This window comes from Ruminococcus bicirculans (ex Wegman et al. 2014) (assembly GCF_000723465.1).
GTDB lineage: Bacteria > Bacillota > Clostridia > Oscillospirales > Ruminococcaceae > Hominimerdicola > Hominimerdicola aceti.
Window position 1 is genome coordinate 445,983 of record NZ_HF545617.1, and the last position, 23,120, is coordinate 469,102.

Here is a 23,120-nt window from a genome sequence, read left to right on the forward strand (position 1 = left end):
CGATGATTTTTTTGTATTAATAAATTACTTTGAAAGACCCCAGATATCTCTAGCGTAGTCCTCAACAGAACGGTCTGCGGAGAAAATGCCTGCGCCTGCAATGTTTGCAAGGCTCATCTTCTGCCACTTTGTCTGATCCTTGTAGCACTCAGAAGCGTAAGCCTGTGCCTTCTGGTAAGAATCGAAGTCCTTGAGAGCCATGTATGGGTCAGAGTTCTTCAGGCTGTCAGCGATCTCGTTGAACTGCTGTCCGTTGATGCCGTACTGAAGTGTGTCGATAGCCTGCTTAACAACTGCGTTGGAGTTGTAGATGTCCATAGGCTTGTAGCCTGACTTGCAAGCGTTTACCTCGTCAACGTTCATACCGAAGATGATGATGTTGTCGTCGCCTACCTGCTCGTGTATCTCAACGTTTGCACCGTCAAGAGTACCCAGTGTGATAGCACCGTTTATCATAAGCTTCATGTTACCTGTACCTGAAGCCTCTGTACCTGCAAGTGAGATCTGCTCAGAGATGTTTGCCGCTGGCATGAGTATCTCAGAAAGTGATACGTTGTAGTCCTCAAGGAAGATAACGTTGAGCTTCTCGTTGAGCTTCTTGTCCTTTTTCAGCTCCTGAGAAATGTTCCAGATAAGCTTGATGATCTGCTTTGCCATGTAGTAGCCAGGAGCAGCCTTTGCAGCAAAGATATATGTCTTTGGTACAAAATCAGCGTTTGGATTAGCCTTGAGGTAATTGTACTGTGCAATGATGTTCAAAGCGTTGAGCTGCTGTCTCTTGTATTCGTGAAGTCTTTTTACCTGAACGTCAAAGATAGAGTCAGTGTTGAGAACAACGCCGTACTGATTCTTTACATACTTTGCAAAACTCTTCTTGTTGTCAAGCTTGATCTTTGCAAGTCTGTCAAGAACGTCCTTGTCGTCCTTGAATACAGCAAGCTTAGAAAGCTCAGCGGCATTCTTGAGGAAGCCGTCGCCTATCTTCTCGCAAAGAAGATCTGTCAGACCCTCGTTAGACTGATAGAGCCATCTTCTGTATGCGATACCGTTTGTAACGTTCTTGAACTTTGTTGGTGTGTCAAGATACTCGTCCTTGAATGTTTCCTTCTTGATTATCTCGGAGTGTATCTTTGCAACGCCGTTTACACTGTGGCAAGCGTGTACGCAAAGTGTAGCCATTTTCACCTTGTTGTCCTCAACGATAGACATATGTGAAACCTTAGCCTGATCCTTGTATCTCTCCCAAAGATCCTTGCAGTAACGCTCGTTTATCTCGATAATGATAGAGAAGATTCTAGGGCAAACGCTCTTGAGGAGGTTGCAGTCCCACTTCTCCAAAGCCTCTGGCATTACAGTGTGGTTTGTGTATGCAAATGTGTTCGTAACGATGTGCCAAGCCTTGTCCCATGAATATCCGCAATCATCAAGAAGAACTCTCATAAGCTCTGGGATAGCAAGTGTCGGGTGAGTATCGTTGATGTGGATAGCTACCTTTTCATGGAGATTGTCAAGTGTGCCGTAAACGCTCATGTGCTGGTTTACGATATCGCCGATAGAAGCAGCGCAAAGGAAATACTGCTGTCTAAGTCTGAGTGACTTGCCCTCTGCGTGGTTGTCGTTAGGATAAAGCACCTTTGTGATAGCCTGTGAAATGATGTTCTTGCTAAGAGCCTTCTGATAGTCGCCCTGATTGAACATTGACATATCAAAGTCAGCCATTTCAGCTTTCCAAAGTCTGAGCTTTGAAACTGCCTCGCTGTTGTAGCCTGATACGAACAGATCGTATGGAACAGCCATAACTGATGTGTAGTTCTCGTGAGTTACGCAGTGATACTGATTGTCCCAGTATTCCTTAAGCTCGCCGTCAAAACGAACCTCGACAGCCTTTGACGGAACAGGAACGAGCCATACAGAGCCGCCCGGGAGCCAGTTGTCAGGAAGCTCGGTCTGCCAGCCGTCCTCCAGCTTCTGCTTGAAGATACCGTATTCATAGCAGATAGAATAGCCTGTAGCATGATAGCCGTCGGCAGCAAGAGCGTCAAGATAGCAGGCAGCAAGTCTTCCAAGACCGCCGTTGCCAAGACCTGCGTCAGGCTCGCACTCGTATATGCCGTTTATAGAAATGCCCATATCCTTAAGGACCTTTGTAGCCTGCTTCTGCATTTCAAGGTTATAAAGAGAAGTCTTAAGGCTTCTTCCCATAAGAAATTCCATTGAAAGATAGTAGACCTTCTTCTTGCCCTCAGACTGAGTTTTAACGGTGAACTTTCTTCTCTTAGCTTTAAGAATGCCTACAACGATCTTAGAAAGAGCCTCGTATACCTGCTGATCGGAAGCGTCCTCAGGTGTTGTCTGGAAATCGTTGTGAAGAACGTCAAGAAGCTTTTCTTTAAGTTCCTGCGTGGAAATTGTTTTTTCTACAGCACTATTTGCCATAAATCTTTACCTCCTATATACTTTCAAGTCGAGCTTTGCGCTCTGCACCTTTATTACTGTATTGGCGAAAACGTTTGAGAAATAAGGATAGTTTTCAGCCGTTGGGGGAATAGCACGCCCCTGCTCCTGATAATTATACCACAAGCCGACAATTTTTGCAAGAAAAAATGCCAAACGCCCCTAAAATTTAAACACTTTTTACATAGGGCAGGCATATGATTTGTAGAAATCATAGACGCTGATATGCTATTTCTGCAATAGTTGTCATATTATGTTTGGAATATAATACAGGATATTGCATTTGTCTAATTTTATTATATGGTATAGTTGCATAATTGTCAAGGCGTTCAATTGTATAAAATGCTGATTTTGGAAGAATGAACAGCAAAAGGGGGCAGTAGGGGCGGTAGTTTTTATATAATCACAAGAATATGAATTTGCTAGGTGGGCATATAGTCCATACGATATGTGTTCAGAAAAAAGTGTACTTACGTTATTTGTAGCAAAAGGCTCAATTTCTATGATGCAGAAATTGAGCCTTTTTATATATTCGTTCGTTTTGATATAATATCTATTCTTCTTCTATCTTTTCTTCAGCCTTTGCAAGCTGTTTCTTGTCATACACGCTCTTTGCTACCTGAATACCGAACACGATCGCCGCACCGATGATAAAAAATACGATGCTGAATGTACTGAAGGTCATAGGGTCTTTAGGCTCTTTAAGCGTTGTAGGACCTATAACAATGGCGTACAGTGAGCCTATCATCATGCCGATAACGCAGTAGATAGTCTGGCTTCTGAACTTTTCAAGAGCCTTTTTGATAAGCCTGAGAGTAACGAAAACGCCGAGGATAATGCCGATACCCAAAGAGCAGAGAAGTCCGAAATACTCGAAATTCAGATGAAGGAACTCTTTTATTCCCGTGATAACAGGCATATAAAGACCGAATGTGAGAAGTATGGTGGAGCCTGAAATGCCGGGAAGCACCATTGCAGATATTGCGCACATTCCTGCAAGAACAACGAATATCACTGTGCCTATATTCATGTGAGAAACGTCAGCTCCGCTGCCGGAGGGATTTATAAGGGAAATGCCCACAACGATAGCAATGCCGATAACAGCCCATACGATGTTGTAATATTTGCCCTTAATGCTCTCTTTTTCTTCCATTATCATGACCGGTATCGCCAGAATGATAAAGCCCAGAAACAGCGAGCTTACCTTGTAGATTCCGCTTTCAAACACGTTGGCAAGAACGCTTACTGCAAGAAGCATACCGATCACCCAGCCAATGCCAAGCTTTATAAGAAAGAAAAATGCTTTTTTACGCTTTGCATTGTCACGTCCCATAATGTCGTTAAGGGAATTTATGAAGCTGTCATAAAAACCCAGCAGGAATGCTATAGTTCCTCCTGAAACTCCCGGAACGCTGTCCGCAAGAGCCATGCAAAAGCCTCTGAGTGCGTTTATTATCATACTTGTTTCTATGCCTTAAAAGGCATATCCTCCTTCCGTGGTGTTGTCTGCTTTCGTATCAGCAGACTTTTCTTTTGTTCTGATGTAAGCTTTTTCTACCTGTGTCATCAGCTTTCCAAGCTGTGCTTCCTGCTTATCGTCACTAACGAGCGCCGCACTTTTTTCAGCCGAAGCCTTTGCCGATCTCACATCACCCTGAGCGAGAAAACACTCGCCCTTGTAAAGCTCACAGTTGCACCGAAGCGTCTTGTCAGCGTCACGGCTTTTCTCTGCGCTGTCAAAAAACTTCACCGCCGCTTCAAAGCGTTCGTTGAAATATTCCAGCAGACCAAGTGTGAAAAGCATTTGCCCATTGCGTTTATCGAGAAGACCACGCTTGAAGTAATGCTCTGCCGAAACAAATATCTCGTTTGCCTGAGAAATATCTCCTGACATGAGCCTGCCGTAAAGAAGCAGTTCAAAATACTTGTTCTGATCTGAGGGGGTAAGCTTATCAAAAGCTATACGGTCAAGTGTGAGAAAACAGTTTTCAAAGCGTTTTTCTGAAATGTAAACAGCGGCAAGCTTCAAAAGCCCGTGGCCCTTATCTTTGTTCTGCCTGAGAAGATATTTTTCAAGAAGCTCAAAATATTCGTCACAGCCGCCCTTTTTAGCGTAGAGCCTTTCGAGCTTTTTTATTTTGAAGACCCATATGAAAAGCCCTGCAAGCTCGACGATGCACAGGAATATAAGACAAAGAGGAAGCGCTCTCATAAAAACGTTTATGCAAAACTGCGCTCCATAGCGACAGCCCTTTGAAAGCCATGCAATGCACATCACAGCATAACTCAGCACCAGGCTCAATGCGGCAATGAGCCACAAGGTCCTTATAACGCCTTTATGCACCTTGCTCACCTCTTTGTAAATCATATCACATATAAGTAAAAATCAAATGTTGTCTGTGTAAAGAATGGGTAAAAATGTATAAACTGTTCAAAAGTTTTTAAATTTAATCTATTGCCGTCTACTGCATATCCTTATTTCTGTTTTTGAGAAGCTTCTGTCTTTTGCGTTCGTGTCTATCCATAACTATCTTTTCGCAGAAGTCTACGACTTTCTTCATGAAAGGCTTGAAAATGTAGAAAAATTCGCCCTCATAGGTAACGACCTCGCCGTTAAAGCCCTTTTTGAACTTGTATACGCCGTAGTTAGGGTTTGTTTCATCATTGTAGAATGGTATGCCCTGAAAATCATAGATATAGTTTTTGCCCTCCAAAGCCCAGTTTATCATCGTCCACTGCATGAGATAGTTAGGGTAGAGGTTTCTGTGGTGGTTTGCGGAAGCACCATAAACATAGCAGGTCTTGCCTGCATACTGTGTTGTTACTGCACCTGACAACGGTATCTGCTTGCCGTCCTCGTCAACATAGCACATGAAAAGTCGGCAGTGTTCAGGACCAAGACCATTGAGCATTTTTACAAAATACTCCTTTGAACGGATAGAGAAGCCATCTCTGATACCTGTTGCCTGCATGAGAGGGTAGAAATCGTCAAGAGCCTCAGTGCCGCAAGCCTTGCAGTAAACGCCCTTTCTAGGGGCTTTTCTGATACGGTTTCTCCAGTCAGGCTTGAAAGTCGCCATGACCTCGTCAGGGGTCTTGCCCTCGATATTTCTGAGCATATAGTTATTACGAGCCTGAATAGTGGTCAGCTCAGCCGCCTTGTGTATGTGCTTGAAGCCCATGTCCTCGATAAGCTTTGTACACTTGTCGTCGCCCTCCTCGAAACAAGGGTCCCACATAAACTGGTAGCATTTGTATTTCTTTGCAAGCACCTTTACGCCTTCAAAAAGGTCGGTCATGACCTCTTTATCAGACCAGTCGCAAACAGGGCCATGAGGGGCATACATAAAAGTAACACCGAAAATAGGCACTTTTTTGATTATGATAAGGCAAGTTCCACGGATATTGCCGTCAGCGTCACGGGAGATAACAGCGTCCCAGCCCCAGTTGTCCTTTACTTTCGGCCATTTGAGGGATTGCATGAAATTGCCGTATTTGCTGGTGCTTGCGAACTGTTCATATTCTGCAAGGAGTTTTTCATCGGACTTATTGATTATTTCCATTTTATAAAGATCCTCTCTGTAAGAATTTTTCTGTTATTATGCACTATTTCATTTATTATACTACATATTACGGGAAAAATCAAGGGGGAGTTTAAGTGAGGAGTGAGGAGTGAGTGTAGTGCTACAATAGATATTGGACAAAATTAAGAAAAAAGAAAAGAGAGATAGGCAAAAATCTGATAAAATAAAGTTACCACACCAAATTCAAATCAGAAAGGAAGCCTATCTCTCATGAATAGTATAACACAAGATATGAAGTTTCGTCAATCCTTAATGAATTACGCAAAGAAATATGGAGTGAGCCGAGCAAGCAGAAAATACAATAAATCACGTTCATATATATATTTCTGGCTGAAACGCTGGGACGGAAGTGTGGAGTCCCTTGCAGTTAAATCACGCCGACCGCATCATCATCCCAATGAGCATACCAAGGAAGAAATAGATCTTATCAAAAGGTATCACAAACGGAACCCGACACTTGAGCTTCCCGAACTATGGCATCGTCTCAGAAAACAAGGGTATACACGCTGTCTTGAAAGTCTTTACAGGGTTATGAAAAAACTAGGAATGCTTCCGAAAAAGCCGAAGAAAGCGACGTATAAACCAAAGCCATACGAGCAGATGACATACCCCGGAGAGCGTATTCAGGTGGACGTAAAGGTAGTTCCGAGAAAGTGTATAGCTGACCCAGAGATGAAGCTGTACCAATACACGGCGATCGATGAGTATACCAGGATAAGATTTTTATACGGATATGAGGAGCAAAGCACCTATTCTTCAGCAGACTTTGTAAAAAGGCTGGTGAAATGGTACAAACGCAGAGGAATAACGGTGAAATGTATTCAGACCGACAATGGATTTGAATTTACTAACCGCTTTTCGCCAAGCAAAAGAGACAAGAAAACGCTGTTTGAGAATACGCTCTCACAACTTGGCATTGAACACAAACTCATTCGTCCATATACGCCCAGGCACAATGGCAAAGTAGAGCGCAGTCACCGAGAAGATCACAACAAATTCTATTCGTGCCATAGGTTTTATTCCTGCGACGACTTAAACGTGCAGCTAGCTGCACGTTTAAGTCGAACAAACAACCGTCCTATGCGTCCCCTCAAATGGTTTTCGCCTATCGAATTTCTTAATAATAGTGTCCAATATGATTGACAAACCTACAGAGTTTAAGTGAGGAGTGAGGAGTGAGGAATGAGGAATGAGGAATTAGGAGTGAGGAATGAGGAATTAGGAGTGAGGAGTGAGGAGTGAGAAGTGAGGAATTGGCAAAGCAGACCAAAGTAAATTGCAAGCATAAAGTAAAATAAAGCATCGAGCGAAGTGATTGTGCGGTGATATAACGTGGCGAACATGATGTAGGGGACGGCGCCCTCGACGTCCCATTCGAAGTGGCGAGGTTTGAATTACTATAAATTTGTGCAGAGTAACATTGTGGGAATGCGGTGTAAAAGTGTTTTTTATACCACAATGTAAGGCGTAAAATGCCCGCCACGGCGAGTGACGGTACAAAAAAACGGACAGTATAACGCTGTCCGTTTCAATTCTATTTCTTATTTGTCATCATGCGGCTCGGTGATAAGATCAAGATTGATCTCATATTTGGAGTCGAGAGAGTTCTGCAAAGGTGCGTCCTTTACATATTTGTTTACAAGCGCTGTGCTCTTTTCTACCGCCTGAAGCGTTCCTGCACCTGCTACACAGCCGCCAGGACAAGCCATACCCTCGAGAAGATAGCCGTCATATTTGCCTGCTTTCGCAAGTGTGAGAAGCTTGCGGCAGTCTTTAAGTCCCTGCGCTGATACTACCTTGACCTCACGCTCTGGGTCAAGCTTGTGGATAACGTCTGCTACTGCCTTTGCTACGCCGCCGCTTACTGCAAAGCCACGTCCGTCACCTGTACCCTCGCAAAGATCTACCTTTTCTTCATCTGTAATGTCTTCAAATGTTACGCCCTTGGCATTGAACATTCCCATGAGTTCTTCAAAGGTAAGCACAAAGTCTACGTCGCTGCGGATAGTACGTCTTGAAGCTTCAAGCTTCTTTGCCGCACATGGTCCGATAAATGCGATACAAGCGTCAGGATCGTCCTTTTTGAGCATTCTCGCTGTAAGTACCATTGGGGTCAAAGCCATTGAAATGTATGGGGCAAGGGTAGGGAAAAGCTTCTTCGCCATTACTGACCATGCAGGACAGCATGATGTCGCCATAAATGGCTGATGTTCAGGAACTTCTCTCATGAAGTCCTTTGCTTCCTCGATAGAGCAAAGGTCTGCACCTATTGCTACCTCGACCACGTCTGCAAAGCCAAGCTTCTTCATTGCCGCTGTGAGCTTTTCAGGGCTAGCCTTTGGTCCAAACTGACCTACAAATGCAGGTGCTACAATAGCAATGACCTTCTTCTTTTTCTTCATTGCTGTTATAAGCTGGAATATCTGTCCCTTGTCTACGATAGCGCCGAATGGACAGTTTACAAGACACATTCCGCAGGATACGCACTTGTCATAATCTATTTTTGCCTTGCCCTCTTCGTCTGAGCCGATAGCGTCCATGCCGCAGGCTCTTGCGCATGGTCTTTCCATTTTGTTTATTGCATTGTATGGACAGACACTCTGACATCTGCCGCACTTTATACACTTAGACTGATCTATTACTGACTTGCCATGCTTGATGGTTATGGCACCCTTTGGACAGACTTCCTGACATGGGTGTGCAAGACAGCCCTGACAGCAGTCGGTAACATGATAATGAGTTTCAGGACAGCCGTTGCAGGCAAACTTGATTATGTTTACAAGCGGTGGATCGTAATACTTTTCTGCGATCGCACTTTCTTCAATGCCGTCAGCCACAGATTTATGCTCCTCGATCGGTCTTAGGGGCAGACCGATAGCAAGACGGAGCCTTTCTTCAACGATAGCTCTTTCAAGGAAGATAGACTCACGGTAAACAGCTTTGCTTCCCGGTACTATCTTATAAGGAAGCTCTGCGATCTTTTCGGCATAATCGCCCTCTTCATAGGCAAGTCTTGCCACCTCTGTAAAGACTTTTCGTCTGATATCTGTTACTGAGGAATAGATACCTCTCATTTTCATATTTTTACCTCCTGCGTTGTTCTTCAAATTTGTGTCATACACTTACTATTGTACTATTTTTTCGGCTTTTGTCAAGTAATATATACTTTTTTTCATAAGGTATATTGAAAGTTTCGCATGACTTACATATTTGTCTGAAATAATGTGCAGTAAGTGGTACGAAACGTCCTAAAAAATAAAAGTATTTCTTTTTACCAAAAGTTTTTCTGTTCATGAAAGTATGTGGCTTTTTCACAGTTTTGGGCAGGACGATTTATGCAAACAAATGATAAATGATTTAATTTGACAACATTTCTGCAATTGTTGCATTTTTTATGCAACAAAAGGGGCATTTTTCGGGATAAGTGAGAGATGTTTTTTGAGAGCCGTTAAGATACGGTGGTACATCTTTCGCAGAAATTAAAAAAGGAGGAACGATATGGCAGGCGAACAGAAAAGATTTGCGAGATTTTTCTTTTATCTGAGAAATCTTCGTGAAGCGGCTTTGCACACCGGTGCAAGGGCGGAGGAGGCTGAGGACAGGGGGCTTGAGCTTCTGCACTCGGCAGAAACGGAGGCGGAGCTTAAAAAGCTGGAGGAGGCTGACAGCGACACCCTTTCTTATGTGAAGCGAGGGCTGAACAGGATAGCTTTCGGGGCGGTGAATGACGCTGTAAAGCTTGTTTTTGACGCTGATAACATGACGGCAAGGGACATCATGGGCATGGATCTTTTCAATGTGAGTGAGATAAAGATCAGCGGAAAGAACGTTTTGGAGATCAAGTTTTTTGACAGGCAGAAAGCCTTGGAAAAGCTTGGGGAGCTTGCGCCTCAGCTTGACGGCGGCGGTGAGTCGAAGCGACTTATCGAGAGCATTTACGGCAGGGACGGTGATAGCTTGTGAAAATAACAAGGCTGTCGGAAAATCAGAGGTTTGTTTTCAGATGGTGGACGGCACGGGATCTTAGTGATTACGACGGGATAATCTGTGACGGTGCGGTCAGATCGGGCAAGACCTTTTGTTTGTCGGCGTCTTTTATGACATGGGCAATGACTAATTTTGACGAGTGCATTTTTGGGCTATGCTCAAAAACTATCGTGTCGCTGAAAAGAAATATCCTGCCTGCGCTCAGGGGATATATGAAAGCCATGGGCATGACGGCTGTGGAGGTCGCGTCAAAGAACTATATGGACGTGAGCTTTTGCGGCAGGAAAAACAGGTTTTACTACTTTGGCGGCAGGGACGAAGGCTCGCCCTCTCTTATCCAGGGCGTGACCCTTGCGGGGGTGCTTCTTGACGAGGCGGCACTTATGCCCAGAAGCTTTATAGAGCAGGCTGTGGCAAGGTGTTCGGTGGCGGGGAGCAAGCTGTGGTTTAACTGCAATCCTGACAATCCTTACCACTGGTTCAAGAAAGAGTGGATAGACAAGGCGGAGGAAAAACGGCTTATCTACAGACATTTTGTTTTGGAGGACAATCCGACCCTTGACAGGGCAGTGATAGAACGCTATCACAGGATATATACGGGGACGTTTTACGAGCGTTTTGTACTTGGCAAATGGACGGCGGCAGAGGGGCTTGTTTACCCTATGTTCGACGAGGAGAAAAACGTCTTTGAAGGGGATATACAGTGCGAGCGGTATGTTATAAGCTGTGATTACGGCACTGTAAATCCTTCAAGCTTCGGGCTTTGGGGCGAGAGTGGTGGAGTATGGTACAGGCTCAGGGAGTATTACTATGATTCTCGACGTGAAGGTATGCAGAAAACTGACGAGGAGCATTACAAGGGGCTTGAAGAGCTTGCCGACGGGCTTTGCATCGAAAAGGTCATTTGCGACCCCTCGGCGGCTTCGTTCATACAGTGCATACGCAGGCATGGAAAATTCACTGTCCAGCCTGCAAAGAACGACGTTGTTTCGGGTATCAGGCTTGTGTCGGACTGCATAAAGGACGGCAGGATAAGGATAAACCGCAGGTGTCGTGATACGCTTCGTGAGATAAATCTTTACCGCTGGGACGAAAAGGCAGGAAAGGACGCACCTGTGAAAGAGAACGATCACGCCATGGACGATATGAGGTATTTTGCGGCAGAATGTCTGGGACGTGAAAAGGACGACTTTTTTGTACTGACAGTTGAGCATTAGTGCAAAAAAACGTACAGAAAGAAAGGAGAGAAAATGAGTATTTTCAGAAAGAAGGTCCGTGAATTTGTGCCGAACACGGCAGGCTCTGACAGAGAGTCGGGGTTTCATTACAGTCTTGCGCCTGAGGGGGTTTTTCAGCAGGAGCTTTATGACGCACTCAGGGCGAATGTTCCTGTTATCGACGCTTGCTTCGGCAAGATAATAAGGCTCACAGGGGGCTTTAAGGTTACGGCTTGTGACGAGAGGGCGCAGGTGGAGCTTGACGGGTTTTGCAGAGAGGTTTCCGTGGGGGTGTCGGGAAAGTCCATTTACACTTTTGCGGATATGTATCTGGATTCACTGCTTACATATGGCAAGGCGATAGGCAGGATATATGCAGATTACAGGACAGGCAAGGTAAAGGGGATATATGTTGGCGACCCGACTTTGTACAGAGTGCGTGAGGGCAGGAACGCTTTTGAAAAACGTATTTTTTACATGGGAAGCGGTGAGGAGATACCGGTAAGAAGTCCTGAAAAACTGCTTTACACGGCGCTCAATCCTAGTCCTAAGCACCCTGACGGAGTGTCCATACTCCGTGGATTGCCTGCGCTGAGCGAGATACTTATGCGAATTTACGAGTGCATGGGGCAGAACTTCGACAGGGTAGGAAATGTGCGCTATGCGGTGACTTATCACCCTGAGGGGGAGAGCGACAGGGCGAGAGCCAAGGAACGTGCAGAGCAGATAGCTCAGGAATGGAGCAGGGGCATGAGAGCCTCACGAAACGGCTCGGTGCAGGATTTTGTGGCTGTGGGTGATGTGGACATAAAGGTCATAGGCGCTGACAATCAGATGATAGACACGGAGATACCTGTCAGACAGCTTATGGAACAGCTTGTAGCGAAGCTTTCAATACCACCGTTTTTGCTTGGGCTGAACTGGTCAACCACTGAGCGAATGTCTGCACAGCAATCGGATATCCTCACAAGCGAGCTTGAATATTACCGCAGACTGCTTGAACCTATACTCAGAGAGATATGCGAGGCGTTTTTAAGGCTTAACGGATATGCTTGTGGGGTGGAGATAGAGTGGGACAACATAAATCTTCAGGACGAGGAAGCGTTGGCGAAGTCAAGACTTTACAATGCGCAGGCTAAGGCGGCGGAGCTTGAAAACGAAAGGGTAGAGAACGAGAGAAAAAAGGAGGAAATGCAATGAGCGAAACAGTATCAGGCGAGGAGCTTGAAAAGATAAACGGCTATGCGAGAGAGCCGCTCACGGAGGACAAGGTCTTTGTTTTCAGGGTGGCGCTTTGTGACAATGACATTGACAGAGATGGTGAAAAGTTTTCATCAGGCGCTTTGGAGAAGCTTGCGGAGCTTTTTAAGGGCAGAACGGGTATTTTCGACCATGACCCTAAAAGCTCAAAGCAGACTGCCAGAATATTCGACACTTGGGTGGAAACTCTGCCTGAGAAAACTACAACAGACGGAGAGGTCTACCGCAGGCTTATGGCAAAGGCTTACATGGTGCGTACTGCTTCTAACGGCGACCTTATAAGCGAGATCCAGGGCGGAATAAAGAAAGAGGTATCCGTTAGCTGCACCATGGGAAAGAAGCTTTGCTCTGTATGCGGAGCGGATATGTACAAGGGCGGCTGTGACCATGAAAAGGGCGGTGAATACGGCGGTAAGCTGTGTTATCACATTCTTGACGAGCCGCTTGACGCTTACGAGTGGTCGTTCGTGGCAGTGCCTGCACAGGTGAACGCAGGGGTAACGAAGCGTTTTGCCTTAAGGGAGAAGCAGGAAAGCACCGACAAGAGCTATGAGCTTGCCCTTGCGAGGGAAGCTTTTGAGAAGGACGTTTTAAGGCTCAGCTATTTCTGCAAGCCTTTTATGAGTGCAAAGCGTGTGAAAGAACTTGCGGAGCTTATGACAGTTACGGAGCTTATTGACTTCCGTGGCAGGCTTGAAAAGCAGGCGGCTGAGAATGAGGAGGTCTACAAAGCCGAAAGGGAGAGCTTTATCACGGGTGATTACAAGATGTAATGGACAGATGTGAAAGGGGGCGATGACGATGTGGAGATATTGGGCTTAAATGCCTAATGGGACTATATTGCTCACCTGCAAACAGACGAAAATGCGTAAACATTCGTAGGGGCGAACAGTGTTCGCCCGTTATCTGAAAAGGTTTTATGCAGGCTGAGTTTACAATGCGATACACAAAAAACAAGTACAAAAAATCGGACAACTTTAATTATCGAAAAGGAGAAAATAATATGTACAACAATATCAAACTTGAAAAGGGACTTTATTCTATCACAGGCAAGACATTCACACAGGCGCTGGCTGAGCTTGATCCTGACGCAAACTATGAGAACACCGAGCTTAAAGGTCTTGACGCTTTTGAAAGACAGCTCAAGCGTTTTGACATCAAGGTAAAGGGTGCAAATTCTGACAGGGTGGAGAAATTTTTCATTTCCACTGAGTCGGCAGTGCTTTTCCCTGAGTACATAAGACGCACTGTCAAGCAGGGCATGGACGAGGCTTCTATCATGGGCAAGGTAGCGGCGGCTGTTTCATACACTGACGGAGTGGATTTCAGAGGTCTGAACGTTACAAAGTCAGGTTCAACTGACGTTGTGGCAGAGGGTGGAAATGTGCCTATGACAACTGTCAGACTTAGCACCGCCAGTAAGACTCTTACAAAGTTTGCAAGACGTCTTAACTGTTCTTTTGAGTCTGTAAGGAAGCAGAAGCTTGAAGCTTTCGGCGTGGTGCTGAGAAACCTTGGAGCGACCATAAGCAGAGATGTGAACAGCTTTGCTATGACTGAGATAACAAGAGGTATTACAGCTCAGACTCTTATTGGCAGTGAGCTTACTTACGCTGATCTGGCGGCTTTTTGGGCTTCCATGGGCGAGTTTAACATGACGACCATGATCTGTACTCCTGATGTTATGGCTAAGATCCTTGCTATGGACGAGATGAAATACTGCATTGGCGACTATATGGCAGGCGGCACAGTTCAGACGCCATATGGTGTAACGCTTGTAAAATGCCCTCAGCTCACAGGCGGTATTGCGGTGGGCATCGACCAGAGCAGTGCTGTTGAAATGGTGCTTGGAGGAGATGTTATCGTGGACTACGATAAGCTTATTACTAATCAGTGCAACGAGATCGTTTGCTCAGTGCTTGCAGGTTTCTCTGTACTTACGAGCGGTGCTGTAAGGACGCTGAAAACTACAAAGTAAGCTGAGAGGACAATGAAAAAAAGGGACGGTGGGCGGGTATATTTTTTGAAAGGAGCAGGAAAATGGCAATAAGCAAAGACAATGTAAAGAGCAATTTCATGGAGCTAAGCGGACTTGACAGCACGTCGGCTGAGGTGTATGCAGGGCTTATAACGGTGTGTGCTGACGAAATGGAAAAGGCTGTTGACCAGGAGCGAATGGTCGCTGAGGGCGGGACGGCTATATGCGAATTTGCGGCGGCAGCGGAGGTATTTTACAGATTTATTTGTCTGAAAGCGGCTGAATACAAGATCATGTTTACGGCACAGGGCAAGGCGGTGGAGGCTTTTGACGAGGAGAACAGGATAAAGGCGGCAAGAGAGCTTCGTGACAGTGCAGTTTCAAGGGCGGAAAGATTTTTCTCAAAGGACGGCTTTGTATTCAATGCCGTTATTGCATATTAGGAAGGAGGACGAGCCATGACAGTTTGGACAGAAATGGCGGCAGAGATAAAAAAGATACTTGACGGAGCAGGCTTTACTGCAATGGGTGAATACACTTCGGCTGACAGTTTATTGCACAGTGGGGAAGCAATTGGCTTCTATGGACTTAAAGGCTATGATGTGGTCGATGAAGTCATTGGGCAGGGCGGCAAAAAGCTTTACACTGAGTATATATGTCATATCGACCTGCGGCTCATGGGCAAGGCAGGAAAATACGATGACATGGAGGAACTTCAGGAAAAGTGTGAAAGCGTTATGGCGGAGCTTGCAAAAAGCGAGGTTCTGAATGTAAAGAGCGCAAAGCTTGGAGGCGCAGTTCAGACATTGCCCCTTCACAGGCTCGAAAGGCAGGCAGAGCTTAGTATCGGCATTTGCAGTGAGGAGGATATAAGTGAGTAAGAAGGGTAAGATAAAGCTTGACATCGGCACACGGTCATTTTACATGGACGGAGTTAAGCGAAGCGGAGGTTACATTCAGGAGGAAACAAAGGCTGTGAATGGTATTTTGCGAAATATCTCAGGCAAGGCAGCGGAGATATTTCAGTTCAGCGGCAGGATCGCTCCGTCGGACAAGGCTTACGCTTGGGCTGCTCTAAGCGAGAACGGAGGAAAGGCGATCAATTTCACGGCAGACGGGGTCTTATACAGCGGATACATACTCTCAGAGATAGAAATGGATTTTCAGCCTGACAGGATGATCGGAAGCCTTATGATAAAGCTTAGGGGGGCGGAATAATGGCGAAGATATACATCAGGTTTGAACTTATTGGCAGTGGCAATTTGGACTATAGAAACATTGTTTCAGCAAGGCTTGTGAAAGACCGCTATACGCCATACAGTGAACTTAGAGCGTCTGTCCTTCTGAATAACAGCATAAATCTTAACAATATCAGGCGTGTGGCACTTTATATAGGCAGCAAGCGTATGCACTACGGTCCTGCGGATTACATCAGAACAAGGGTGAGAGGCGGAAAAACTGTTCTTGAACTTATAAGCCGTGGGATAACACTTATGCTGGGGCAGAACGAGCCTGAACCTGGGGTATGGTCTAAGGTGAGTTTGACAAATATTATGAAGAGCTACAGCCCCTCAAGCGAGATAACCTACGAGAGTGGAACTGACACTGTGAACTATGTGAACATCAAAGAGAAGTCTACACTGTGGGAGGCTATCGGCGTATATGCGGTCAAGGCTTACGGCAGGCGTGCATATATCAGAGGGGACAGGCAGGTCAATGTGTCGCTGAGTATCCTTTCGGTGAATATCGGTACCCAGCGTATTATTGAATACGGAAAACAGCTTGATACGAGATCGTTGCTGTCGAAGATATATATGAAAAACGTGGACGGGGAGTATGGATATAGCTTTTCAAGCGGTAAAACTATACCACATGGTATCACGAGGGAGAAGTATTATGGTCTTGATAAGCAGTGGCTCAATAATGTAGTTGTCGGGCTTAAAGATAGGATAGAGTTTGCAGAGAGGGAGTATTTGGTGGAGCATATCACTTATGAGGGGTATTGCGGTGAGGATATCACGGATAAAATAATTTGTAATGGATATGGCGTAAATGGAAAAAGAGTGAGCAGAATGGAGATAACGGTCAATAGCAAAGGTATGCAAACGAAGCTTTTATGTGAATAGGAAAGAGAAGTAAGGAATGAATAGAGCAAAAAAACAGCGTACAGAAAAACTGTACGCTGTTTGAAGCTTCGTATTAACCCTTTACGCTTCCCAGAGCAACACCACGAATGATGAACTTTGAAAGACAAAGGTAAACAATTACTACAGGGAGGATAGCAAGTACGATGTACAAGCTGAACATTCCCACGTCCTTCTCCTGTGGTCCTGCATAACGCATTGCGTTGAGTACCAGAGGGATTGTGTACTTACTCTTTGATGTAAGAATAAGTCTTGGCATAAAGTAGTTGTTCCAGTTTGTTACGAATGTAAAGATGATCTGAACTGCGAATGCAGGCTTGAGGATAGGAGTAACGATCTTGTTGAAGGTCTTGAACTCTCCGCAGCCGTCGATACGGGCGGCTTCTACGATCTCAAGCGGAAGTGCAGACGCCATATACTGCTTCATGAAGTAGTATGTAGCTGGTGCTGCGACAGCAGGAATGATCAGCGGAATATAAGTATCTGTCCAGCCAAGCTTGTTCATGAACTGGTAGAAACCGATAGCTGAAGCCTGTGTTGGAACCATCATTACGATGAGAATGAACATATCTGCGAACTTTCTCAGCTTGAACTGGTAAACGTGTGTTGCATATGCTGTCAGTGCTGAGAAGTATACGCTGAGCAATGAAGCACAAGCTGATATGAACAGTGAGTTAGCCAGTGAACGCCATACGCTTCCGTATGCTACGGCTGTTGAACCGCTGAAAAGGTTCTTGAAGTTTGTTGCGAGGAAGTGGTCAGGATACCATCTGATACCTGCCTGTGATCTGCCTCGTGTTGCGTTGATTATCAAAAGATAGAATGGGAAAAGTGAAACAACGACCAAAAGAACAAGGACAACATAAGCTATTATCCTATGTATGATAAGACCAGTACTATTTGTCTTTTCACCAACTATTTCAGTACTTCTTGGCATTTCAGCTTACCCCCTTTTCTTCTTTTTCTTCTTTCCGTCATGGTCAGCAGACGCAAACATAAGTGCAAGTCCGATAATAGCGGAAACGATAAAGATTATTACGCAGAGTGCAGACGCCTTACCGATGTCGCCCTGCTTATTTGCCTGGATTATCATTACGACGGTCTTAAGCTTTCCGTTAGGGCTACCCATATCCTTTGTGAGGAGGGCAGGTACGTCGTACATCTGAAGTCCACCGATGAGTGATGTTACAAGAACATATGACATGATAGGCTTGATGAGCGGAATTGTGATCTTCCAGAATGTCTGGCTGGAAGTTGCACCGTCGATCTGTGCTGACTCATAGAGTGATGTATCAACACCCATGATAGCAGCCATAAGAAGAATTGTTGTATTACCATACCAAAGTATGAAGTTGATGAGTCCAACTACACCTCTTGATCCCCAAACGCTTTCAAGGAGTGGTACCTTGATAAGATCATAGATAGCGCCGCCTCTGCTGAACAAGCTGTAGAACAGAAATGCAAAAGCAGATGCCATGATTACGTTTGGAAGATAGATAACAGCCTTGAAGAATCCCTGAGCCTTTATCTTAAGACGAAGGTCAGTGAACCATACTGCAAGGATAAGAGAGATAACGATCTGTGGGATAAATCCTACGATCCACATGATGATCGTATTCCAGAAAGACTGGAGAAGGTCACTTCCTGATGTGAATATAGTTGAATAGTTATCGAAACCGCAGAATGTCGGTGTTACTTCGACAGCCTGTCTTGTCCAACCACCGCCGATAGAGCCCTGATCCTTAACATAGTCCGTAAAGCTGTAATAGAAAGTCTGGAACAGAGGATATAGTGAGAAGATGATGTAAACTACAAAGAATGGGATAAGGAAAATATATCCCCACTTGGCATAGCTTATGCTTTTTCTCTTCATATAAGTATACCTATTCCTTTCGTGAGATTAATAAATAATAGGGGGGGATATCCTCCACCCCCTATATTTAATTAGATACTGTTTTTTTATACGATTAGAAATCGCAAGTAAGGTTACCATAGAGGTCTGTGATGTTCTTCTTGAAGTTCTCAAGAGCAGCCTCATATGAATCAACTGTGCCAAGGAAGTAGTCCTTCATAGCACCCTGGAATTTCTCGTTGCAGCCCTGGTCATAAGCAGAAAGCTTGTTCTCGAGGGAGATCTTGTCAGCAGCCTCTGTAAGAAGTGCAAGGTGATCCTGTCCGCCGAGGAATGCGTTTGTATAACCGCCGTCGATAAGCTCCTTGATAGCAGCCTTGTTGTTTGTGTAGTCCTGCTCGCCCTCAGTGATAGCCTTAGCTACGTCCTTGTTGCAAGTCATAACCTTCATGATATCAGCAACGATATCCTGGTTATCGGAGTCGATAGCGCCGCAGATCCATGTACCGCCCCAGTAGTAAGCCTGTGGGCCTGAGCAAGCCTTCCAGAGACCATAACCGCCGTTGCCTTCCTTAGCGTTTGAACCATCAGCCTTGATCTCTTCGTCAACTGTGTTTGGAAGAAGTGTGAAAGGAATGCCCCATGTTGAGAAGAAGTAGCCGAATACGCCACCGTCGATCTTCTGGCCAGCAGCCCAAGCATCGTCCCAAAGGGAAGTCTTGTTGTTGTAGCCCTTGTCTGTGTATTCCTTAGTCTGGTCAGCCCAAGCCTTGATCTGTGGGTCAACTGTGATCTTGTTGTCTGTTACCCATGGGCTTGACATATTGTTTGAGAAGCATCTGTATGTATCATCGAAACCAGATACCATCTTGTAGCCCTTGTCAGCCATCTTCTGAGCTGTTGCTGTGAATGTATCCCAATCCTTAACAGCTTCCTGAACCTTCTCTGGATCGCTTGTGCCGAGAACGTCCTCAGCGATCTTTGTGTTGTAGAGGAACAGACCTGGAGTTGCCTGCCATGATACACCCTTCAACTCGCCTGTCTTTGTATCTGTTGCAACGTCCTTTGTGTACTGATACATCTGTGACATATCGTCGTCTGTGATGCCGAGGTCCTGAATAGAAAGTGCAACGTCGCCGTTAGCATACTTCAGAGCGTAGTCAGCTTCCATAAGGAACATATCTACCTTCTCTGTGCTGTCCTGCTGACCCTTAAGAGCCTCGTCCAGCTTTGTCTGGTAAGCGTTACCTTCGTTTTCAACCTGTACCCAGTTCAGCTTAACGCCGTTGATTGTTGCGATCTCCTTAGAACCATCAGCAAGCTCGTTGTATGTAAGCTCGTTTGATGTGCCCTGTGGATAGTACTTATCAAGTCTTGACTTGAACTCTGTGTTCCAGCAGTAAATTGTAAGAGTCTTCTTTGAATCCTCTGATGAGTCTACACCGTGGAGTTCAGCTGTGTTTACTCTGTCTGCGTCCTTGTTGATACCTGTGCCGTCGCCAGCCTTTGATGTGCTGCCGCCATTCTTGTCAGATGTTGAAGATGAATCTGTGCTGCCGCAAGCTGTGAACATTGAAGCTGCCAGACAGAGGCTCAATGAACCTGCAAGTACTTTCTTAAGATTTGCCATAATAATTTTCCTCCTTAAAATCGCATTAGTTTATTTGATTTGCTCCGCAGCATTTCTGCGGAAAATTAATGCCTTGAATTAGTTTATGTCGCTTACCGAGCCGCCTTCCAGCAGCTTTCCGTCGACTGTTATCACCTCTTTAAAGGTGGTCTGTGGGTTTTCTATCAGTGATACCAGCTGTTTTGCGGCTGTTACACCGATAAGGTCTGTGTCCTGAAGATAAGTCGTAAGCTTTGGAGAGAGAAGCTGTGAATAAGCTATTCCGTCGTAGCCCACTATCGAGATATCCTCCGGTACTGAAAGACCCATTTCCTTGACTGCATTGAAAGCTCCCATTGCTGAATAATCATCGGGCATGAAAACGCAGGTCGGTTTGTTCTCTCTGCTAAGAAGTTCTTTTGTCAGCTTATAAGTCAGATCAGGGTTGTGATAATCACCGTTAAGTATCCAATCGGGATCAACTGAAATTCCTCTTGTCATACAAGCTTTATAGAAGCCTGCCAGACGTCTTTCGGCTACTGCCGATCTGTTGCCCTGGATAAAAGCGATCTTCCTATGCCCCATCTTCGTCACATAGTTGATAAGCTCTTCCATACCTTTTTCATTATTGGACATGATCGCTGTTCTGCAATCGAAGATGTGGTCGATCGTGACCACTGGTATATCTCCGTTTATCACCTCGTACACGTCCTGCGACGTAAAATCCGTACAGGCAATGATAACACCGTCAACATTGCGGTATTTGCAATGTTCGTATGTAGACATTTTCTGCTTGCCCACATCTCTATTTATAAAGGTTATATCATATCCTGCTGCTTCAGCCGTAGTCTTAAAGCTGTCAAGCACCTTTGCGAAAAACTCATGGGTAAGACCGCTTCCTGCTTCATCGAGATACATGACCCCGAGATTATAGGTCCTGTTGGTCTTTAAAGCTCTTGCCTGAGAATTTGGGAAGTAACCCATTTCTTTGGCGGCTTTCATAAGTCTTTCTCTTGTTGCCTCGCTTACGTCCTTATGGCCGTTGAGGGCTTTGCTTACGGTTGCGACGGATACTCCGCAACGAACGGAAATGTCTTTTAAGGAAACCAATGATATTTCCGCCTTTCCGTAGATTTTAAACGTTTACGCTTGATGTTTTCCGTGAAAACTTATTTCAAACGTTTCCGTTAATAAAAATATACAATATTCTCGGCATAATTTCAAGTCTTTTTTCACATTTTTATGCCCTCTGTAATAAATTATGGAGGTTTAGCCAATTTTTCAACTTTACTTTTGTGCATTTTAACAATGCTATTTGGACAATTGTAATCGATTTGTTACAAAGGAACTGACAGGCTAATCAAAAAGCTGCGAAAATGCACTGCGTTTTCTGAGGGGTATATGAAACCAGGCTGTGTGGTATGTGTAAAATGTATATAAACATTTCTTTTGTATACAATTATGTTATGTGAAATTACAAAAACCATTAAAGAACTTTATTCATTAAACGTTTTCGGATAATAATTGTTGAAAAATGTGTTGTGACATATGATATTGTTAAAATATTGTCTTGATATGAAAATATGATAGTCATTTGATCGGAAAAGTTGGAATATTCGGTGTTTGCGAAGATATTTTGAAACGTTTAAGCATATTTCAGCATTTTTTTATTGTGCAAAATAACGATGTGGAAAGAAAACGTATTTATTTCATACATTATACTCACAAACTACATATGATATGACTATTTGATAGGGATTTTGCAAAGCTTTGAAAAAAATCTTGAATTTGTAGGTTTGTCAATCATATTGGACACTATTATTAAGAAATTCGATAGGCGAAAACCATTTGAGGGGACGCATAGGACGGTTGTTTGTTCGACTTAAACGTGCAGCTAGCTGCACGTTTAAGTCGTCGCAGGAATAAAACCTATGGCACGAATAGAATTTGTTGTGATCTTCTCGGTGACTGCGCTCTACTTTGCCATTGTGCCTGGGCGTATATGGACGAATGAGTTTGTGTTCAATGCCAAGTTGTGAGAGCGTATTCTCAAACAGCGTTTTCTTGTCTCTTTTGCTTGGCGAAAAGCGGTTAGTAAATTCAAATCCATTGTCGGTCTGAATACATTTCACCGTTATTCCTCTGCGTTTGTACCATTTCACCAGCCTTTTTACAAAGTCTGCTGAAGAATAGGTGCTTTGCTCCTCATATCCGTATAAAAATCTTATCCTGGTATACTCATCGATCGCCGTGTATTGGTACAGCTTCATCTCTGGGTCAGCTATACACTTTCTCGGAACTACCTTTACGTCCACCTGAATACGCTCTCCGGGGTATGTCATCTGCTCGTATGGCTTTGGTTTATACGTCGCTTTCTTCGGCTTTTTCGGAAGCATTCCTAGTTTTTTCATAACCCTGTAAAGACTTTCAAGACAGCGTGTATACCCTTGTTTTCTGAGACGATGCCATAGTTCGGGAAGCTCAAGCGTTGGGTTTCGTTTGTGATACCTTTTGATAAGATCTATTTCTTCCTTGGTATGCTCGTTGGGATGATGATGCGGTCGGCGTGATTTAACTGCAAGGGACTCCACACTTCCGTCCCAGCGTTTCAGCCAGAAATATATATATGAACGTGATTTATTGTATTTTCTGCTTGCTCGGCTCACTCCATATTTCTTTGCGTAATTCATTAAGGATTGACGAAACTTCATATCTTGTGTTATACTATTCATGAGAGATAGGCTTCCTTTCTGATTTGAATTTGGTGTGGTAACTTTATTTTATCAGATTTTTGCCTATCTCTCTTTTCTTTTTTCTTAATTTTGTCCAATATCTATTGTAGCACTACACAAAGCTTTGAAAAAAATCTTGAATTGATGTTGACAAATGTGTGGTTTTGGTGTATAATACTTAGGTCTGATGTGCTGATATGGCTCAGTTGGTAGAGCAGCTCATTTGCTGAGCAAGCGACCGCTGCCAGAGGCAGATGAAGGGAGCTTGCGAAGGGAAGAAATAAGGAGAATTGCGACAGCGAC

The 23,120-nt window shown here is 44.6% G+C and carries 20 protein-coding genes; 10 read left to right on the forward strand and 10 right to left on the reverse strand.

The annotated features are described in order from the left end of the window. Positions 1-24: 24 nt before the first annotated feature. The 4 genes from RBI_RS12455 to RBI_RS12470 form a co-directional block, all read right to left on the reverse strand. Positions 25-2,436 carry a glycogen/starch/alpha-glucan phosphorylase gene (locus RBI_RS12455; protein WP_022287542.1) on the reverse strand — a complete coding sequence of 804 codons (2,412 nt, stop codon included), beginning with the start codon at positions 2,434-2,436 and terminating at the stop codon, positions 25-27. Positions 2,437-3,007: 571 nt separating this feature from the next. Then, positions 3,008-3,913 carry a DUF368 domain-containing protein gene (locus RBI_RS12460; protein WP_353733709.1) on the reverse strand — a complete coding sequence of 302 codons (906 nt, stop codon included), beginning with the start codon at positions 3,911-3,913 and terminating at the stop codon, positions 3,008-3,010. A gap of 15 nt (positions 3,914-3,928) precedes the next feature. Continuing rightward, complete coding sequence (locus tag RBI_RS12465) at positions 3,929-4,822, reverse strand: hypothetical protein (protein ID WP_148303620.1); 894 nt, start codon at positions 4,820-4,822, stop codon at positions 3,929-3,931. A 94-nt stretch (positions 4,823-4,916) separates the two neighbouring features. Continuing rightward, complete coding sequence (locus RBI_RS12470) at positions 4,917-6,017, reverse strand: lipid II:glycine glycyltransferase FemX (protein WP_041337421.1); 1,101 nt, start codon at positions 6,015-6,017, stop codon at positions 4,917-4,919. 231 nt (positions 6,018-6,248) lie between these two features. On the opposite strand from RBI_RS12470, the gene RBI_RS12475 reads away from it, so the two are divergent. Continuing rightward, on the forward strand, positions 6,249-7,181 hold the full coding sequence (locus tag RBI_RS12475) for an IS481 family transposase (RefSeq protein WP_038671142.1): 933 nt from the start codon (positions 6,249-6,251) through the stop codon (positions 7,179-7,181). Between the two features lie 398 nt (positions 7,182-7,579). Here the strand turns inward: RBI_RS12475 and RBI_RS12480 are convergent, their stop codons facing one another. After that, entirely contained in the window at positions 7,580-9,112 is a 1,533-nt protein-coding gene (locus tag RBI_RS12480; protein ID WP_041337749.1) for a 4Fe-4S dicluster domain-containing protein, read from the reverse strand. 424 nt (positions 9,113-9,536) lie between these two features. Here RBI_RS12480 and RBI_RS12485 point away from each other — a divergent pair, with 424 nt between their 5' ends. From RBI_RS12485 to RBI_RS12525, 9 genes are all read left to right on the forward strand, one after another. Then, complete coding sequence (locus RBI_RS12485) at positions 9,537-10,001, forward strand: terminase small subunit (RefSeq protein WP_051706931.1); 465 nt, start codon at positions 9,537-9,539, stop codon at positions 9,999-10,001. Next, a complete protein-coding gene (locus tag RBI_RS12490) occupies positions 9,998-11,242 on the forward strand; it encodes a PBSX family phage terminase large subunit (RefSeq protein ID WP_041337422.1) in 1,245 nt (414 codons plus the stop codon). The genes RBI_RS12485 and RBI_RS12490 overlap by 4 nt, the downstream gene beginning before the upstream one ends. A 33-nt stretch (positions 11,243-11,275) precedes the next feature. Further along, on the forward strand, positions 11,276-12,442 hold the full coding sequence (locus tag RBI_RS12495) for a phage portal protein (RefSeq protein WP_041337423.1): 1,167 nt from the start codon (positions 11,276-11,278) through the stop codon (positions 12,440-12,442). After that, on the forward strand, positions 12,439-13,275 hold the full coding sequence (locus RBI_RS12500; RefSeq protein WP_041337424.1) for a hypothetical protein: 837 nt from the start codon (positions 12,439-12,441) through the stop codon (positions 13,273-13,275). Before RBI_RS12495 ends, RBI_RS12500 begins: the two co-directional genes overlap by 4 nt. A 230-nt stretch (positions 13,276-13,505) precedes the next feature. Then, positions 13,506-14,480 (forward strand): phage major capsid protein, encoded by a 975-nt coding sequence (locus tag RBI_RS12505; RefSeq protein ID WP_041337426.1) that lies wholly within the window; start codon positions 13,506-13,508, stop codon positions 14,478-14,480. A 62-nt stretch (positions 14,481-14,542) separates the two neighbouring features. Beyond that, positions 14,543-14,923 (forward strand): hypothetical protein, encoded by a 381-nt coding sequence (locus tag RBI_RS12510; RefSeq protein WP_041337427.1) that lies wholly within the window; start codon positions 14,543-14,545, stop codon positions 14,921-14,923. Positions 14,924-14,938: 15 nt separating this feature from the next. Further along, positions 14,939-15,361 carry a hypothetical protein gene (locus tag RBI_RS12515; RefSeq protein WP_022287531.1) on the forward strand — a complete coding sequence of 141 codons (423 nt, stop codon included), beginning with the start codon at positions 14,939-14,941 and terminating at the stop codon, positions 15,359-15,361. Next, entirely contained in the window at positions 15,354-15,698 is a 345-nt protein-coding gene (locus RBI_RS12520) for a hypothetical protein (protein ID WP_041337428.1), read from the forward strand. Before RBI_RS12515 ends, RBI_RS12520 begins: the two co-directional genes overlap by 8 nt. Next, positions 15,698-16,606 carry a hypothetical protein gene (locus RBI_RS12525; protein WP_041337429.1) on the forward strand — a complete coding sequence of 303 codons (909 nt, stop codon included), beginning with the start codon at positions 15,698-15,700 and terminating at the stop codon, positions 16,604-16,606. The genes RBI_RS12520 and RBI_RS12525 overlap by 1 nt, the downstream gene beginning before the upstream one ends. A 73-nt stretch (positions 16,607-16,679) precedes the next feature. Here the strand turns inward: RBI_RS12525 and RBI_RS12530 are convergent, their stop codons facing one another. The 5 genes from RBI_RS12530 to RBI_RS12550 all read right to left on the reverse strand — a co-directional run bounded on the left by RBI_RS12530 (position 16,680) and on the right by RBI_RS12550 (position 22,817). Further along, entirely contained in the window at positions 16,680-17,561 is an 882-nt protein-coding gene (locus RBI_RS12530) for a carbohydrate ABC transporter permease (RefSeq protein WP_022287528.1), read from the reverse strand. 6 nt (positions 17,562-17,567) lie between these two features. Next, positions 17,568-18,497, reverse strand: a complete 930-nt coding sequence (locus RBI_RS12535; RefSeq protein ID WP_041337430.1) for a carbohydrate ABC transporter permease — start codon at positions 18,495-18,497, stop codon at positions 17,568-17,570. 94 nt (positions 18,498-18,591) lie between these two features. After that, positions 18,592-20,106, reverse strand: a complete 1,515-nt coding sequence (locus RBI_RS12540) for a hypothetical protein (RefSeq protein ID WP_041337431.1) — start codon at positions 20,104-20,106, stop codon at positions 18,592-18,594. Between the two features lie 78 nt (positions 20,107-20,184). Then, on the reverse strand, positions 20,185-21,195 hold the full coding sequence (locus tag RBI_RS12545; RefSeq protein WP_022287525.1) for a LacI family DNA-binding transcriptional regulator: 1,011 nt from the start codon (positions 21,193-21,195) through the stop codon (positions 20,185-20,187). 689 nt (positions 21,196-21,884) lie between these two features. Beyond that, positions 21,885-22,817 (reverse strand): IS481 family transposase, encoded by a 933-nt coding sequence (locus RBI_RS12550; RefSeq protein WP_038671142.1) that lies wholly within the window; start codon positions 22,815-22,817, stop codon positions 21,885-21,887. Positions 22,818-23,120 lie beyond the last annotated feature (303 nt).

What these genes read in the sequence shown, in the direction of transcription:
- RBI_RS12525 (WP_041337429.1), top strand. Translation starts at nt 15,698, where the DNA reads ATGGCGAAGATATACATCAGGTTTGAACTTATTGGCAGTGGCAATTTG.
- RBI_RS12530 (WP_022287528.1), bottom strand. Translation starts at nt 17,561, where the DNA reads ATGCCAAGAAGTACTGAAATAGTTGGTGAAAAGACAAATAGTACTGGT.
- RBI_RS12460 (WP_353733709.1), bottom strand. Translation starts at nt 3,913, where the DNA reads ATGATAATAAACGCACTCAGAGGCTTTTGCATGGCTCTTGCGGACAGC.
- RBI_RS12540 (WP_041337431.1), bottom strand. Translation starts at nt 20,106, where the DNA reads ATGGCAAATCTTAAGAAAGTACTTGCAGGTTCATTGAGCCTCTGTCTG.
- RBI_RS12475 (WP_038671142.1), top strand. Translation starts at nt 6,249, where the DNA reads ATGAATAGTATAACACAAGATATGAAGTTTCGTCAATCCTTAATGAAT.
- RBI_RS12515 (WP_022287531.1), top strand. Translation starts at nt 14,939, where the DNA reads ATGACAGTTTGGACAGAAATGGCGGCAGAGATAAAAAAGATACTTGAC.
- RBI_RS12465 (WP_148303620.1), bottom strand. Translation starts at nt 4,822, where the DNA reads ATGATTTACAAAGAGGTGAGCAAGGTGCATAAAGGCGTTATAAGGACC.
- RBI_RS12510 (WP_041337427.1), top strand. Translation starts at nt 14,543, where the DNA reads ATGGCAATAAGCAAAGACAATGTAAAGAGCAATTTCATGGAGCTAAGC.
- RBI_RS12470 (WP_041337421.1), bottom strand. Translation starts at nt 6,017, where the DNA reads ATGGAAATAATCAATAAGTCCGATGAAAAACTCCTTGCAGAATATGAA.
- RBI_RS12550 (WP_038671142.1), bottom strand. Translation starts at nt 22,817, where the DNA reads ATGAATAGTATAACACAAGATATGAAGTTTCGTCAATCCTTAATGAAT.
- RBI_RS12480 (WP_041337749.1), bottom strand. Translation starts at nt 9,112, where the DNA reads ATGAGAGGTATCTATTCCTCAGTAACAGATATCAGACGAAAAGTCTTT.
- RBI_RS12505 (WP_041337426.1), top strand. Translation starts at nt 13,506, where the DNA reads ATGTACAACAATATCAAACTTGAAAAGGGACTTTATTCTATCACAGGC.
- RBI_RS12495 (WP_041337423.1), top strand. Translation starts at nt 11,276, where the DNA reads ATGAGTATTTTCAGAAAGAAGGTCCGTGAATTTGTGCCGAACACGGCA.
- RBI_RS12500 (WP_041337424.1), top strand. Translation starts at nt 12,439, where the DNA reads ATGAGCGAAACAGTATCAGGCGAGGAGCTTGAAAAGATAAACGGCTAT.
- RBI_RS12455 (WP_022287542.1), bottom strand. Translation starts at nt 2,436, where the DNA reads ATGGCAAATAGTGCTGTAGAAAAAACAATTTCCACGCAGGAACTTAAA.
- RBI_RS12535 (WP_041337430.1), bottom strand. Translation starts at nt 18,497, where the DNA reads ATGAAGAGAAAAAGCATAAGCTATGCCAAGTGGGGATATATTTTCCTT.
- RBI_RS12485 (WP_051706931.1), top strand. Translation starts at nt 9,537, where the DNA reads ATGGCAGGCGAACAGAAAAGATTTGCGAGATTTTTCTTTTATCTGAGA.